This window comes from Streptomyces sp. NPDC003032 (genome assembly GCF_053591415.1).
Window position 1 is genome coordinate 100,933 of record NZ_JBSFTT010000019.1, and the last position, 14,735, is coordinate 115,667.

16 protein-coding genes and 1 tRNA gene are annotated in these 14,735 nt (G+C 71.1%); 12 read left to right on the plus strand and 5 right to left on the minus strand.

The window, feature by feature from the left end:
* Positions 1-41: 41 nt before the first annotated feature.
* The 3 genes from ACWDZ7_RS25675 (at position 42) to ACWDZ7_RS25685 (ending at position 1,661) form a co-directional block, all read left to right on the plus strand.
* A complete protein-coding gene (locus ACWDZ7_RS25675) occupies positions 42-512 on the plus strand; it encodes a hypothetical protein (RefSeq protein ID WP_451800134.1) in 471 nt (156 codons plus the stop codon).
* Positions 513-530: 18 nt separating this feature from the next.
* On the plus strand, positions 531-752 hold the full coding sequence (locus ACWDZ7_RS25680) for a DUF7848 domain-containing protein (protein WP_451800136.1): 222 nt from the start codon (positions 531-533) through the stop codon (positions 750-752).
* Between the two features lie 327 nt (positions 753-1,079).
* Complete coding sequence (locus tag ACWDZ7_RS25685; RefSeq protein ID WP_451800213.1) at positions 1,080-1,661, plus strand: tyrosine-type recombinase/integrase; 582 nt, start codon at positions 1,080-1,082, stop codon at positions 1,659-1,661.
* Here the strand turns inward: ACWDZ7_RS25685 and ACWDZ7_RS25690 are convergent.
* Positions 1,643-1,727, minus strand: a tRNA-Leu gene (locus ACWDZ7_RS25690). The two genes, ACWDZ7_RS25685 and ACWDZ7_RS25690, sit on opposite strands and share 19 nt — an antisense overlap.
* Before the next feature lie 170 nt (positions 1,728-1,897).
* On the opposite strand from ACWDZ7_RS25690, the gene ACWDZ7_RS25695 reads away from it, so the two are divergent.
* The 3 genes from ACWDZ7_RS25695 to ACWDZ7_RS25705 all read left to right on the plus strand — a co-directional run bounded on the left by ACWDZ7_RS25695 (position 1,898) and on the right by ACWDZ7_RS25705 (position 4,579).
* Entirely contained in the window at positions 1,898-3,241 is a 1,344-nt protein-coding gene (locus tag ACWDZ7_RS25695) for a M20/M25/M40 family metallo-hydrolase (RefSeq protein ID WP_451800214.1), read from the plus strand.
* Positions 3,242-3,405: 164 nt separating this feature from the next.
* The gene (gene chpH / locus ACWDZ7_RS25700; RefSeq protein ID WP_451800137.1) at positions 3,406-3,639 is read left to right on the plus strand and encodes a chaplin ChpH; all 234 of its coding nucleotides are present in this window, start codon (positions 3,406-3,408) and stop codon (positions 3,637-3,639) included.
* A 136-nt stretch (positions 3,640-3,775) separates the two neighbouring features.
* Positions 3,776-4,579, plus strand: a complete 804-nt coding sequence (locus ACWDZ7_RS25705; protein WP_451800138.1) for a chaplin — start codon at positions 3,776-3,778, stop codon at positions 4,577-4,579.
* A gap of 170 nt (positions 4,580-4,749) precedes the next feature.
* On the opposite strand, the gene ACWDZ7_RS25710 is transcribed toward ACWDZ7_RS25705, so the two are convergent.
* On the minus strand, positions 4,750-4,938 hold the full coding sequence (locus tag ACWDZ7_RS25710) for a DUF5703 family protein (protein ID WP_127911640.1): 189 nt from the start codon (positions 4,936-4,938) through the stop codon (positions 4,750-4,752).
* A gap of 47 nt (positions 4,939-4,985) precedes the next feature.
* On the opposite strand from ACWDZ7_RS25710, the gene ACWDZ7_RS25715 reads away from it, so the two are divergent.
* Complete coding sequence (locus tag ACWDZ7_RS25715; RefSeq protein ID WP_451800140.1) at positions 4,986-5,801, plus strand: hypothetical protein; 816 nt, start codon at positions 4,986-4,988, stop codon at positions 5,799-5,801.
* Between the two features lie 80 nt (positions 5,802-5,881).
* Here the strand turns inward: ACWDZ7_RS25715 and ACWDZ7_RS25720 are convergent, their stop codons facing one another.
* On the minus strand, positions 5,882-8,119 hold the full coding sequence (locus tag ACWDZ7_RS25720; protein ID WP_451800141.1) for a helix-hairpin-helix domain-containing protein: 2,238 nt from the start codon (positions 8,117-8,119) through the stop codon (positions 5,882-5,884).
* Positions 8,116-9,096 (minus strand): aldo/keto reductase, encoded by a 981-nt coding sequence (locus tag ACWDZ7_RS25725; RefSeq protein ID WP_451800142.1) that lies wholly within the window; start codon positions 9,094-9,096, stop codon positions 8,116-8,118. The genes ACWDZ7_RS25720 and ACWDZ7_RS25725 overlap by 4 nt, the downstream gene beginning before the upstream one ends.
* Positions 9,097-9,275: 179 nt before the next feature.
* Between ACWDZ7_RS25725 and ACWDZ7_RS25730 the strand changes: the two genes are divergently transcribed.
* On the plus strand, positions 9,276-10,331 hold the full coding sequence (locus tag ACWDZ7_RS25730) for an LLM class F420-dependent oxidoreductase (RefSeq protein WP_451800144.1): 1,056 nt from the start codon (positions 9,276-9,278) through the stop codon (positions 10,329-10,331).
* Between the two features lie 287 nt (positions 10,332-10,618).
* Positions 10,619-11,407 carry a ferritin-like domain-containing protein gene (locus ACWDZ7_RS25735; RefSeq protein ID WP_451800146.1) on the plus strand — a complete coding sequence of 263 codons (789 nt, stop codon included), beginning with the start codon at positions 10,619-10,621 and terminating at the stop codon, positions 11,405-11,407.
* Positions 11,408-11,420: 13 nt separating this feature from the next.
* Here ACWDZ7_RS25735 and corA read toward each other — a convergent pair whose 3' ends face one another.
* Positions 11,421-12,419, minus strand: coding sequence for a magnesium/cobalt transporter CorA (corA, locus tag ACWDZ7_RS25740; RefSeq protein ID WP_451800147.1), 999 nt, complete (start codon positions 12,417-12,419; stop codon positions 11,421-11,423).
* A gap of 61 nt (positions 12,420-12,480) precedes the next feature.
* Between corA and ACWDZ7_RS25745 the strand changes: the two genes are divergently transcribed.
* The 3 genes from ACWDZ7_RS25745 (at position 12,481) to ACWDZ7_RS25755 (ending at position 14,667) form a co-directional block, all read left to right on the plus strand.
* Entirely contained in the window at positions 12,481-13,167 is a 687-nt protein-coding gene (locus tag ACWDZ7_RS25745; RefSeq protein WP_451516808.1) for a histidine phosphatase family protein, read from the plus strand.
* Positions 13,168-13,291: 124 nt separating this feature from the next.
* Entirely contained in the window at positions 13,292-13,882 is a 591-nt protein-coding gene (locus tag ACWDZ7_RS25750; protein WP_451516809.1) for a DUF3090 domain-containing protein, read from the plus strand.
* Positions 13,846-14,667, plus strand: a complete 822-nt coding sequence (locus ACWDZ7_RS25755) for an SCO1664 family protein (RefSeq protein WP_451800148.1) — start codon at positions 13,846-13,848, stop codon at positions 14,665-14,667. Before ACWDZ7_RS25750 ends, ACWDZ7_RS25755 begins: the two co-directional genes overlap by 37 nt.
* Positions 14,668-14,735: the final 68 nt, after the last annotated feature.

Here is a 14,735-nt window from a genome sequence, read left to right on the forward strand (position 1 = left end):
GGTGGGCGCTCGTCTTCTTCCTGCACTGAACGGGACGACAGTTGCACCACCACGGCTACCTGTGGACCGGCTCCAAGCAACGGTTCGACGACGAGGCGCTGAGGCGGCCTCCGCATCCTGATCCTCCTCCGGCCGGTAAGCCGGATCTGATCGCGCGGTACAAGGAAGTGAAGGCGGAGTTCCCGACCGTGGACCTGCCGCCGCTGGAAACGGCGCACTGGCTGATCAAGCCCGCGAAGCTGGTGCGCGGTACCTGGGAGGAGCCGAAGGAAGCGGCGGAATGGCTCGGGCAACGACTGGCGGAGTACGCGCCCCGGTTCGCCTCCGAGTCGGACCGCGACAGTACGCGGCTGGCGCTACTGGTTCACTGCGCTGCCGATCGGCTGAGTTGGGGTGGAGACGTGTCCCACGGCTTCTACCTGGAGAGGCCCGCGTTTCTATCTGTAGCTCTGGTGACGTGCTCCCCGAACCGTGCCGCACCGGACCTTGTCTGCCCGACCGTCCACACCTGATGAGGGGAGCGCACCACGATGCCCCGTTCGATCCTGCGGTATACGAAGCACCGGATCACTCAGCAGGCGGACACAGAGGTGACGTTCGAGGCGAAGTGCCTGACGTGTGCCTGGGAGGCCAAGCCTGCGGCGGACGGCGCGACAGTGGATGTGGAGTGCATGAGCCACACCGGCCGGACAGGGCATACCCGGTTCCGGCGCCTGTGCACATCGGTCGCCTTGGTCGAACGGGCCGAGTAGGGCCAAAGCAACAAAAGAGCCCCGGCCAAAGATGGGCGGGGGCTCGCTTCATTGGTTGGTTAAAGGAGCGCTCGGAAGGGGTTGGAGTCGCCGAGCGGTTCCGGGCGCTTCGGTTCGGGCGCGGACTCCGGGGCCTGCTTGGGCGCTGGACGGTAGGCGTCCATCCGTAGAACCGTGGCTCCATTCCGCTGCGCTCTGGCCGGCCCCGAATCGGGGACCGGTTCCGGCTGCGCTTCCCGTTCCTCTGCATGACGGTCACCACCACGTCCGGCAGTGCCTTACTGTCTGCGGGACGCCCCACTGTGGACCGTCTACGCCGCGACCGGAGTGCGGCGCAGCGAAGCCCTGGGCATGAAGTGGTCCCTCGTCAACTGGGCGGAGTGCTCCATCGAACTGGGCTGGGTCGTAGTTGAGGAAGGCAACACCTACCGGCTGCGGAAGCTGACCAAAGACGGTGACGCCAACGCCATGATCTACGTGGATCAGTCCGTGATGAACGTCCTCAAGTGGCAGAAGGAGCGCCAGGACGCGGAGCGGGGGCGCCTCGGCTCCGCGTGGACTGATCATGACCTCGTGTTCGCCCGCGACGGCTTCAAGCTCTACCGGGGCGAGGCAGGCGGACCGCAGGACCCCGAGAAGGTCTCGGCGCGGTGGCGCACTCTCCGGAACCGTCTGCACCTGCCAGACGACTTCCGCATCCACGACTGGAGGCACAGCAAGGTCACGAACGATCTGGAGGCCGGGGAGAACCCCGTGGAGGTCTCCGCGAACGTCCGGCACCACTCGCCGGGCTACACCAACCTGGGAAGTCTCTGGGCTGTTGGTCACGTGGTTGGTCACGCCACAGCCCGGAAAAGCAAAAAACCCCACGCGAAGTGGGGTCTTGCCGGTGTCCGAGGGGGGACTTGAACCCCCACGCCCGATAAAGGGCACTAGCACCTCAAGCTAGCGCGTCTGCCATTCCGCCACCCGGACCAGGTGTCTGTCTTCGCGGGGTGTTCCCCGCGGCGACACAGAGAACATTACCAGGCTTCCGGGGGCGCTCGATCACCCCCGCCGGGGCTGTGAACTGCTGATGACGGCACCTGCCCGGCCTTGGGCGCGGGGCCACGGAGAGAGAGGATGTGGGGGACCACCAGCTGCGAATGCGGGAGGAGCCCAGCGTGAGCGGGTCCAGCACGGGCAAGGCCGTCACCGGTGAGGACGAGGTCGTCGACCTCTGCCGCGAACTGATCCAGATCGATACGAGCAACTACGGCGACCACTCGGGCCCGGGGGAGCGCAAGGCCGCCGAGTACGTCGCCGAGAAGCTCGCCGAGGTCGGTCTCGAACCCAAGATCTTCGAGTCGCACCCAGGCAGGGCCTCCACGGTCGCCAGGATCGAGGGCGAGGACCCGTCGCGGCCCGCGCTCCTCATCCACGGCCACACCGACGTCGTACCGGCCAACGCCGCGGACTGGACGCACCACCCGTTCTCCGGGGAGGTCGCGGACGGCTGCGTGTGGGGGCGGGGCGCCGTCGACATGAAGGACATGGACGCGATGACCCTCGCGGTCGTCCGGGACAGGCTGCGCACCGGCCGCAAGCCCCCGCGTGACATCGTCCTCGCCTTCCTCGCGGACGAGGAGGCGGGCGGCACGTACGGAGCGCGGTACCTCGTGGACAACCACCCGGACCTCTTCGAGGGGTGCACGGAGGCGATCAGCGAGGTCGGCGGCTTCTCCTTCACCGTCAACGAGAATCTGCGGCTCTACCTCGTCGAGACGGCCCAGAAGGGCATGCACTGGATGAAGCTGACCGTGGACGGCACCGCCGGCCACGGATCGATGATCCACAAGGACAACGCGATCACCGAGCTGAGCGAGGCGGTCGGGCGTCTGGGGCGGCACAAGTTCCCGGTGCGCGTCACCAAGACGCTGCGGCACTTCCTCGACGAGCTCGGCGACGCCCTCGGCACCGAGCTCGACCCGGAGAACATGGACGAGACGCTCGCCAAGCTCGGCGGCATCGCCAAGCTCATCGGCGCCTCCCTGCAGAACACCGCCAACCCGACACAGCTCGGCGCCGGCTACAAGGTGAACGTGATCCCCGGACAGGCCACCGCGCACGTCGACGGCCGCTACCTGCCCGGCCACGAGGAGGAGTTCCTCGCCGACCTCGACCGGATCCTCGGCCCGAACGTCAGGCGTGAGGACGTGCACGCGGACAAGGCCCTGGAGACGACGTTCGACGGCGCGCTCGTGGACGCCATGCAGACCGCCCTGCGGGCCGAGGACCCGATCGCGCGCGCCGTGCCGTACATGCTCTCCGCCGGCACGGACGCCAAGTCCTTCGACGACCTCGGCATCCGCGGCTTCGGCTTCGCGCCGCTGAAGCTGCCGCCGGAGCTGGACTTCGCGGGCATGTTCCACGGCGTCGACGAGCGGGTGCCGGTCGACGGCCTCAAGTTCGGGGTCCGGGTACTCGACCGATTCATCGACGCTTCCTGACAGCAGCGGCTTTACATGCTGAAACGACCCTCCAATAATCGCCAGGGCGTGCGTACTTGACTGAAAAGAGTGAAAGAGACCATAGGTTCGTAGCCCCGCAGTTTTCTCCTCGTTACAGGTGGTGCAGTCCGCGGCTGGGACTGCATTGCCAACAAGGAGGAATAATGATCAAGAAGGTCGTCGCTGCTGCGGCTGCTACTGGTGGTCTCGTGCTCGCCGGTGCGGGTATCGCCACTGCCGATGCCGGTGCTCAGGGTGCCGCCGTGAACTCTCCCGGTGTGGCCTCGGGCAATGTTGTCCAGGTCCCCGTGCACGTGCCGGTGAACGCCTGCGGGAACACGATCTCCGTGGTCGGGCTGCTGAACCCCACCTTCGGCAACTACTGCGTCAACAAGTGACGTTGTGCCTCACCCCTTGAGGGTCTGAGTCCGTCGGCCCCGGAGTGCACGCCATGCGCTTCGGGGCCGACGGGCATTCCACGTCCGGGCGAACACGTCCGGACGTACTTCGGAAGGCAATAGGCAGGGAACAGCTATGCGACAGGTCACACGCAAAGGCTTGATCACTGTGGCGGCCGCGACCGGCGTACTCGCCGTGTCAGGCGGCTACGCGCACGCGGACTCGACCGCCCGAGGGGGCAGTTCGAACTCGCCCGGTGTGCTGTCGGGCAATACCGTCCAGGCTCCCGTTCACGCCCCGGTCAACGTGTGCGGCAACACAGTGAACGTCGTCGGGGCCCTGAACTCCGCGGCGGGCAACAAATGCGCCAATTCATCCCACGGGGGCGGCGGCGGTGCACCCAGGCCCTCCGGCGGGGCCAAGGCCGAGGGTCGCGCCAGCGACTCGCCGGGCGTCGGCTCCGGCAACAACGTCCAGGCGCCGGTGCACGCGCCGGTCAACGTCTGCGGCAACAGCGTCAACGTCGGCGGCCTCGGCAACGCGGCCGCCGGCAACAAATGCGCCAATGACTCCGGGGACTCGGTGACCCCGCCGGGCGGCGACAAGCCCCCGACGGACCCCGAGGAGCCGGGCAAGCCGGAAGAGCCGGGCAAGCCTGAGGAGCCGGGCAATCCGGGTGAGCCGGGTGAGCCGGGCAAGCCGGAACAGCCCGGTAAGCCGGAGACCCCGGGCAAGCCGGGAGAGCCCGGGAAGCCCCACGACCCGGTCGATCACGTCAAGCCGAACCACCCGGGCACGCAGATCGCCGCCCCGCCCGAGGGCACCTCGCGGCTCGCGGAGACCGGCAGCTCGCTACCGGTCGGCCTCGCGCTGCCGGTCGGCGCGGGCGTGCTGCTCGCGGGCACCGTGCTGTACCGGAGGGCGCGGGCGGCCGCCTGAGCCGGTCTGAGCCGAGGACACCGGAACGGAGCGGGCCCCGCAGCGGCGGGGACCCGCTCCGTTCTCCTGTTCCCGGCGTGGCGTTCCCGGCGAGGCGTTCCGGCGAGGCGTTTCCGCCGTCCGCGGCTCGGCGTCTGCGCCGTCCGCGGCTCAATCCGGCCCGCACCCACTCACCAGGTGGCCCGCACCTGGCGGATGATGCGCCGTTTCAGCCGCACTCTGCGGCTTCCGTCGGGATGCAGGCTCAGTCGGTCCAACTCCCAGTGTCCGTACTCCGCGTGGTCCGTCAGCAGACGTGTGGCTTCCTTGCGGGTGACCCCGCGCGGTACGTACACGTCGACAAATTCGTATTCCGGCATCGCATCTATTGTGCGGGCACGGGCCCGGTACGGATAGCGTCTGCACTATGTCTGATGCTGCGCAGCCCACCGCTGCCGAGGTACGTGCCGCCGCCGAGGCGGTCAAGACCGCGCTCGACCGCCACCTGGCCGCGGTCGAACGCAGGTCGGGCGAGGACGATCCGGCCGTCTATGAAGCGTTCAACGAACTCGCCGCCGCGGCCGAGGAGTACGACGAACTCCTCTACGACCGCTACGACGAGGTCACGCCCTTCGAGATCCCCGCCACGGAGGGCGCGCTTCCGCCGTACCGCGGCCCGGAGGAGGCGAACGCGCTGAGCGTGCTGATCCGCCGCGACTACGCCGTGGCGGAGCCGCAGCGACTCCTCGCCCAGGCCCAGCGGGTCGCCGACATCGACGCGACCGGGCAGGGGGGCGCCGGACCGGCCGATACCGTGCACGGCGCGCTCGGTGTCCTTTTCGGCGAGTTCGAACCGGACGAGATCGCCTCCCGGCACAAGGAGTTCGGCCTGGAGGAGGGCGACTCCACGCTGTGGGTCACCGCGTCGGACGCCCCCGCCGAGCCGGGGGAGTGGCTGGAGACCCCCTTCGACCAGGCCGACCCGCACCGGGTGGTGTGCCGCTTCGACGTCAGCGCGGTCTTCGACGACGACCTGGACGACGAGGGGCTCGACGGGCTCGACGCGGACCCGGACATCGATCCCGACATCGACCCCGATGTGGCGGTGCCCTTCGACGAGATCGAGGAGATCGAGGAGATCGAGGAGATCGAGGAGGTCGACGTGAGCGGTGGGGCTGACGAGACCGGCGAGGCCGGCGAGGCCGACGGGACCGGCTCCGGTCTCCGCGGGGCCGGTCGCTGACGGCCTACGGTCACGCCGACGGGCGCGCCGCTCCCTCAGGGGCGGCGCGCCCGCTCATGGCCGAGGCGGGCGGGCGCCGCTCAGGAGGTGGCTGACGGAACCTGCGGGCGCAGCAGCGTCCCCAGGCGCGTCGTACGGTCCTTCCAGAGGCGCTCCGCCACCGCCTGGGGCAGCGCCTGCTCGACGCCCTGCACGACCGACAGATGCCGCTCGCCGCGGCTGAACGCGGTGTAGACCCACGGCCGCGTCAGCAGCTGCGCCGCGTCGCCGGGCAGCACCACGACCACCGCGGGCCAGCGCAGCCCCGTCGCCTGGTGCGCCGTGAGCGCCCAGGCGTGCCGCACCTCCTGCTCCACCCGCTCCTTGCGTACGACGACGGGGGCGCCGTCACACTCCAGGTGCAGCCCCTCCGCGTCGGCCCGCACCACACTGCCGAGCGTCGTGCGGCCTGCCGCCGGGACATGGGCGATCCGGTCGCCGGGGTCGAAGCCGCCGAACCGGCCCGGGCCGGGATTCAGCCGCTCCTTCAGCGCGGTGTTGAGCGCGCGGGTGCCCGCGGCGCCGCCGTGTCCGGGCGTGATGACCTGCGTCTGCTCGGCGGGCACGCCGATCGCCCTCGGCACCGAGTCCGCGACGAGCTGCACCGTGCGGTGGATCGCCTCGGCGGCGTCGCGCACCGGGACGAGCACGACCTCCTTGCCGGGCGCCTCGACCTGGTTCAGCTCGCCGATGCCGATGCCGGACGTCAGCTCCCCGAGGGGGCCGGGGTCCGGCGTGCGCGAGACGACCTGCGGGCAGCAGCGGGCGGCGACGAGGTCCGCGAAGACCCGGCCGGGGCCCGCCGACCACAGCACGCCCGGGTCGCCGCTGAGCACCAGCCGGGCACCGTCGGGCAGCGACTCCACGAGCATCGCCGCGGTCTCCACGTCCAGCTGAGGGGCGTCCAGGACCACCAGCAGGTCGAGCGCGAGGGCGCCGTCCGCGTCGCGCCCGGGGCCCTGGGCCCCGGAGAGCAGCCCCGCCACGGTCACGGTCGCCTCGTCCATGCCGGTCGCCCGCGCGAGGCGGCGCCGTCCGTCGGCGCTGTGCGCGGCGGCGCAGACCCGAAGGCCCAGCGCCGCGGCCGCGGTGACCAGCGCGGCGGGCTCGGCGCGGGCCGCCTCGCCCCCGGAGTGCAGCACGAGGCCGTGCCCGGCGACGGCGCGGATCAGCTCGGCCGCGGATCCGGACGCCTGAGCCGCGGCGGCCTCCCAGCCGGTGTCCTGGGGGCCCGAGCCGCCATCTTCCTTGGGCAGGGAGTTGATGATCCGGGCGAGCCCGTCGGCGAGGCTCTCCTCCGCCATCGCGTACCGTTCGAGGCCGATCAAGACGCGCACCGGGCGCTCCGACTCACCCTCCTCGCCCTCCTCGTCCCCTGTGCTCTCGTCGTCCGAGCGCTGGACCGGCACCCCGGCCCCTTCGACGGCGTCCTGGAAGACCAGGGCGTCGCCCTCCGCCAGCGCGCCCTGCACCGCGGCGTCCGGATCCGGGACCGCGCGCTGCCCCAGGGCCGCGGTGAGCGCGGCGGCGTCCAGCGCCGTGTGCCCCGCGACGGCCGCCTGCTCCAGGAGCCAGACGGTGATCGCACGGCCCCTGCGCTCGTCGTCGGGCCCGCACTCGGAGCCGAGCAGCGCCCTGGCGAAGCCGTCGGCCTGCTCGGGCCGCACTCCGGTGACCCGCAGCAGCTGCCAGGGATCGGCGCGCAGTTGCCCCTCGGCGCCCTCGCCGAGTGCGGCCGCCGTCGGCGCGGCGAGCGCGGCGGGGGCACCTCCTTCGGCGAGCACGGCGCGGACCGCGTCGACGGTCTCCTCGGCGGGCGCCGCCACCGCCGGCTGCCGCGGGCGCACGGGCTCCTGCGCGGGCGACGGCGCGGGCCTGCGCCGCGCCGTCTCCGGCTCCCGGAAGGCGCTGGCGACGGGCTTCTCGCCGCTCTCCACGGCGCGCACGGCCGCCAGCAGGTCGGCGGCCGTTCCGCTCAGCTTCGTCCCCGCCTCGATCGGCCCCTCCTTCGACGCCTTGCGCTGCTCGATCCGCTCCCGCAACTCCCGCTGCGCGGCGATCTCCGCCTCGGCCTCGGACAGCTCGGTGGCCTTGACGGTGCCGTCGGCCGTGGCCACGGCGGGGCTCTCGACCGTGCCTTCGGCGCCGGCCTCGGCCGCCTCCGATGCGGCGTCGCTCTCCGTCGCGGCCTCGGAGTCCCGCTCGGCCTCGACCTCGGCGTCGGCGTCGGCCTCGACCCCGGCCTCGGGGTCCTCCGCGGCGGCGGGTTCCGTACTCACAGCGTGCTCCAGTCGTGATCGGGATAGCGGTGCACCGGCGCCGACACGTCGTCGAGCGCCTGGCAGATCTCGTCAGGAAGACTAAGGGTCTCCACTGACAACGCGGCCGTGAGCTGCTGCGCGTTGCGCGCGCCGACGATCGGGGCCGTCACCCCGGGGCGGTCCCGCACCCACGCGAGGGCGACCTGGAGCGGGGTCGCCGCGAGCCCGTCGGCGGCCGTCGCGAGGGCGGCGACGATGTGGCCCGCCGCGTCGTCGAGGTACGGCGCGACGAAGGGCGCCATGTGGTCGGAGCCGCCGCGCGAGTCGGCGGGCGTGGCGTGGCGGTACTTCCCGGTGAGCACACCCCGGCCGAGCGGCGAGGAGGGCAGCAGGCCCACCCCCAGGTCGACGGCCGCGGGCAGCACTTCCCGCTCGACGCCGCGCTGCAGCAGGGAGTACTCCATCTGTGTGCTCGCGATGCGGGCGCGCGCGCCCGGCATCGCCAGCTGCCAGGTCGCGGCCTTGGCGAGCTGCCAGCCGCAGAAGTTGGAGACGCCCGCATAGCGGGCCCGGCCGCTGCTGACCGCGATGTCGAGGGCTTGCAGGGTCTCGTCCAGGGGTGTCGCGGGATCGAAGGCGTGCACCTGCCAGAGGTCCACGTGGTCGGTGCCGAGGCGGTTGAGCGAGGCGTCGAGTGCGGAGAGGAGATGGCCCCGCGAGCCGTTGAAGCGCCGCTCGGGGTCGGGCACGCTGCCGGCCTTGGTGGCGATGACCAGATCGTGCCGGGGCACGAGCCGCTCGATCAGGCGCCCGAGCAGATACTCGGACTCCCCGTCGCCGTACACATCGGCGGTGTCGACGAGTGTGCCGCCCGCCTCCCAGAACACCTTCAACAGATCGGCGGCGTCGCTCTCCTCGGTATGACCCCAGGTGAGGGTGCCGAGCCCGATCCGGGACACGCGCAGGCCGGTCCGGCCGAGATGCCTCTGCTCCATGGGCGCTGAGATTACTGGCCGGGCTCCGGTGGCGGGCGAGCCTGTGGACAAACCAGCGACTGTGGAGAACTCGGTCACCCATGAGGTGAACCGTCGGGCCCCTGCCGGATCGGGCGGCCGCGCGCTACAGTCCCCGCACAGGGACGTTACTCACGAGTACAGCGGTAAGGGGATCGGCCATGCAGCTCGGGATCAACCTCGGCTACTGGGGCGCCGGGATGGACGCGGACAATCTCGCGGTCGCCAAGGAGGCCGACAGGCTCGGCTACGCGGTCTGCTGGGCCGCCGAGGCGTACGGCTCGGACGCCGCGACAGTGCTCACCTGGGTCGCCGCGCAGACCGAACGCATCGACATCGGATCCGCGATCTTCCAGATCCCGGCCCGGCAGCCCGCGATGACCGCGATGACGGCCGCCACCCTCGACTCGCTCTCCGGCGGCCGGTTCCGCCTGGGTCTCGGTGTCTCGGGGCCGCAGGTCTCCGAGGGCTGGTACGGCGTGAAGTTCGACAAGCCGCTGGCCCGCACGCGCGAGTACGTCGAGATCGTCCGCAAGGCCATGACCCGCGAGCGCCTCTCCTACGAGGGCGAGCACTGGACGCTCCCGCTGCCCGGCGGCCCCGGCAAGCCCATCAAGCTGACCGTCCACCCGCAGCGCGAGCACATTCCGCTGTACGTCGCCGCGATCGGCCCGAAGAACCTGGAGCAGACCGGCGAGATCGCCGACGGCGCCCTGCTGATCTTCCCGGCCGCCGAGCACCTGGAAGAGACGGCGCTGCGGCACTTGCGCGCCGGGCGCGAGAAGGCCGGCAAGACCATGGAGGGCTTCGACGTCGTCCCGACGGTGCCGATCGCGGTCGGGGCGGACGACCGGCTCGACACCCTCGCCGACATGTTCCGGCCCTACACCGCGCTGTACGTCGGAGGCATGGGCAGCCGCAAGCAGAACTTCTACAACCAGCTCGCGCGGCGCATGGGGTACGAGAAGGAGGCCGCCGAGATCCAGGACAAGTACCTGGCGGGCGACAAGGACGGGGCGGCGGCCGCCGTGCCGGGGCAGCTGATCGACTCGACGACGCTGCTCGGTTCCGTGGACCGGATCGCCGACCGGATGCGGGCCTACGCCGAGGCTGGTGTGACCACGCTCACGCTGTCGCCTGCGGGCTTCACGCTGGAGGAGCGGATCGCCGCGCTGCGGGCCGGCACCGAGGCGCTGGAGCGCGCCGGTCTGGCGTAACGCGCCTGTCCGGCGTAACGCGCCTGTCCGGCGTAACGGGAAGAGGGGGTTTCCGCGGCCGTGGTGGGGGCTCGGGGGGTCTTCCCCGCCACGGCCGTCACGGGGCACAACGCGCCGCGGGGCCCCACGGTTACGGCCTCGGGGCCGCCGTCGCCGTCGTTCGTTCGGCGCAGCTGACCTGTACACCTGTTGCTCAGCGGCGAACCTCGCACTTGACTACTTCTTTGCGGAGGTTCGCGTAGCGGAGGTTCGCGTACAGCGGGTACAGGGGCATGGAGGTGCCAGTGATGCTTTCGGCCAGGAGTGTCTTCCAGGAGATCATCGACAACGACGAGTCGTTCCGGCTCTTCTGCTCCATCGCCGCCAGCGGTGAGACCCAGGGAGGCTGGGAGAACGGCCGCATCGCCGCGCTCGTCCCGGCGGACGAGCGCGCGCTCGCCCCCAAGATCGCCCGGCACGGCGCCGACGAGGACAAGCACGGCAGGATCTTCGACGCGTTGCTGAAGAAGCGCGGCCTGACCCGCGTCGAAGTACCGCACGAGACCGACTACACGATGTTGCTGGAGAAGCACGGCATCGGCCTCGCACACGAGCAGCTGAGGGTCGACGAGCCGCTGACCGTGCAGGACATCGTCACGTACCTCGCGCACAGCAGGGTCACCGAGCAGCGCGCCTCCGAGCAGATGCGGCTGCTGCTCAAGTACTTCGCCGATCACCCGGACATCGGCCGCGCGGTGAGGATGATCTCCAACGACGAGGACAACCACCTCGCGTACTGCCATGAGGAACTGCTGCGCTTCGCGGCCGCCGGGTACGGCCACGCCATCCAGCGCACCCTGCGCGAGTGCGCGCTCGCCGAGACCCGCGTCCACCGCGACGTGAGCCTCGCCGTGATGGACCACATGGGGCGCATCCTCCGCTGGCCCCCCAGCAAGCGGAAGCTGCTCGCCGCGGGCATCGACGCGATGTACGCGTACGAACGGCTCGGCGGCTGGCGGCGGATGGCCTCCCTGCGGCTGCCCGAGCGGCGCGACGCCCTGGGCGGGCCCGCGGCCGCGGCGGCCGAATTCGCCTAGGCGATGCCGTTCGCTACATCCAGCCCCGCTGCTTGAACATGCGGTACAGGACCACTTCAAGGACGGCCATCAGGGCGATCACGGCCGGGTAGGCCCACCACCAGTGCAGCTCCGGCATGTGGTCGAAGTTCATGCCGTAGACCCCCGCGATCATCGTGGGGACCGCGGCCATGGCGGCCCAGGCCGAGATCTTCCGCATGTCGTCGTTCTGCCGCACGCTCATCTGCGCCAGATGCGCGGACAGGATGTCCGACACCAGCCGGTCCAGGCCCTCCACCGATTCGTTGACGCGCGTCAGGTGGTCGTTGACGTCCCGGAAGAAGGGCTGCGCCGTCTCGTCCACGAAGGGCACCGCGGGCCCGAAGGGGCCCACTCCGGAGAGGCGTGCCAGAGGCAGGGACAGGGGTCCGGTGGCCCGGCGGAATTCGAGGATCTGCCGCTTGAAGTTGTAGATCCGGGACGCCGTGTGGCGCGAGCCGCCGTCGTCCGGCGAGAAGACCTCCGTCTCCAGGACCTCCAGGTCCGCCTGCAACTCGTCGGCGACCTCCAGATAGTGGTCCACGGAGGCGTCGGCGATCGAGTACAGGACCGCCGTGGGCCCGTGCTTGAGGACGTCGGGCTCGGCTTCCAGACGGTGGCGTACGACGCCGAGCGGGGCGCCCTCGCCATGGCGGACGGTCACCACGAACGAGTCGCCCATGAAGAGCATGACCTCGCCGGAGGAGACGGCGTCGCTGTGGGGCTCGTACACGACCGGCTTGAGGACCATGAACAGCGAGTCGTCGTAGATCTCCAGCTTGGGCCGCTGATGGGCCTTGAGGGCGTCCTCCACGGCCAGGGGGTGCAGTCTGAACTCCTCGCTGACCTTGTCGAACTCCGCCTCCGTCGGCTCGTGCAGGCCGACCCAGACGAATGCCTCATGGGTGGCCCGCGCCTCGTCCAAGGCGTCGGAGAAATCCTGCGGGCCCTCGCTGCGACGACCCTCGCGGTAAATGGCACAGTCGACAATCACACTGCGCATTGTTCCCAGCCACCCCGGGGGTTGCACTTCCTCGGCGCTTAGGCTGGACCGCATGCCCACGTTGATCCTCGTCCGGCACGGACGCTCCACCGCCAACACAGCGGGTCTGCTCGCCGGGTGGACCCCCGGCGTGGCCCTCGACGAGCGCGGCGCCGCACAGGCCGCCGCGCTGCCCGCCCGGCTGGCCGCCGTGCCCCTCGCCGAGGTCGTCACGAGCCCGCTGCAACGCTGCCGGGAGACGGTCGCGCCGCTGCTCGCCGCACGCCCCGGGCTCCAGGCACACGGCGAGGACCGCATCGGGGAGTGCGACTACGGCGACTGGTCGGGCCGCAAACTCGCCGAGCTCGCCGACGAGCCGCTGATGGAGATCGTCCAGCAGCATCCGTCCGCCGCCCGGTTTCCCGGCGGGGAGTCCATGCGGGCCATGCAGACACGGGCCGCCGAGGCGGTACGCGAGTGGAACGCGCGCGTGGAGCGCGAGCACGGCGAGGACGCCGTGTACCTGATGTGCTCGCACGGGGACATCATCAAGTCCCTCGTCGCGGAGGCCATCGGGCTCCACCTCGACCTGTTCCAGCGCATCTCCGTAGAGCCCTGCTCCGTCACCGTCATCCGCTACACCCGGCTGCGCCCCTTCCTCGTACGCCTCGGGGACACCGGTGACTTCGCCTCGCTCGCCCCTCGCGAGGAGCCGCCGGGCGGCGACGCCACGGTGGGGGGCGGTGCGGGCGCACCGTGATCGTCGCCCGCAGTAGGGTGAAGCGGCTGACACGGGACCGGTGGTCCCGCTCAGTGGTCCAGCCGTCGTCGCGTCGAAGCCGTCGCGTCGCCAGTACTCGCAGTCGATCCAATGGAGACAGGACGTGTCCCGTCAGGTGTTCCTCTACGACCCCCCGGAGCGTTTCGTCGCGGGAACGGTCGGGCTGCCCGGACGGCGTACGTTCTTCCTGCAGGCCTCGGCGGGCGTCCGGGTGACCAGCGTCGCCCTGGAGAAGGCCCAGGTGGCCGCGCTCGCCGAGCGCATGGAGGAACTCCTCGACGAGGTCGTGCGCCGCAGTGGCGGCAACGCCGCCGTGCCGGCCGTCGCCCCGACGGAGATCACGGACAGCGCGCCGCTCGACTCGCCGGTGGAGGAGGAGTTCCGCGTCGGCACGATGGCGCTCGCCTGGGACGGCGAGGAGGAGCGGATGATCGTCGAGGCGCAGGCCCTCGTCGAGCTGGACGCCGACTCCGAGGACGACCTCGCCGAAGCTGAGGAAAGGCTTTTGCAGGACGAGGAGAACGGCCCGCCGATGCTCCGCGTGCGGCTCAGCGGGGCCCAGGCCCGCGCCTTCGCCAAGCGGGCCCTCGACGTCGTGAACGCGGGCCGCCCGCCGTGCCCGCTGTGCAGCCTCCCGCTCGACCCGGAAGGACACGTATGCCCGCGCCAGAACGGATACCGGCGGGGAGTGTGAGCACCGACCCCGTCACGCTCCTCACCCACGGGGAGCTGACCGTGCGCGGGCAGATCCGTGAGGCCTCCAACGCGGTGCTCTACTGCACGGTCGCGTACGAGGGTGAAGAGGCCGCCTGCGTCTACAAACCGGTCGCCGGGGAGCGGCCCCTGTGGGACTTCCCCGACGGCACGCTCGCACAGCGCGAGGTCGCCGCGTACGAGGTGTCGCGGGCCATGGGCTGGGACCTGGTGCCGCCGACCGTGCTGCGGGACGGGCCCTACGGCGAGGGCATGTGCCAGCTGTGGATCGAGCACTCCGGGGACGAGGAGCTGCTCGCCCTGGTCGACGGCGACGAGCCGGGAGACGGCTGGAAGGCCGTCGGACGCGCCCAGGTCGACGAGGAGCGCACCGCGCTGCTCGTGCACGCGGACGACGCCCGGCTGCGGCGGCTCGCGGTGCTCGACGCGGTGATCAACAACGGCGACCGCAAGGGCGGCCATCTGCTGGCCGCCGACGGACGCCTCTACGGCATCGACCACGGTGTCACCTTCAACGCCGAGGACAAGCTGCGGACGCTGCTGTGGGGCTGGGCGGGCGAGCCGCTGACCGAGGAGGCCGTCGAGGTCCTCCAGGGCCTGCGGGACGCGCTCAAGGAGGGCGCCGCCCTCGCCGAACGGCTCAACGGGCTCATCACGGAGGCGGAGACCGAGGCGCTGCGCGCGCGGGTGGAGTCCATGCTGGAAACCGGACGCCATCCGGAGCCGTCCGGCGAGTGGCCCCCCATCCCCTGGCCCCCGGTGTAGGACCCCGCACAGGACGTTCGACACCGCAAGAGGGCCCCTTCGGCCACCATTCGATGATCCCCACTCGT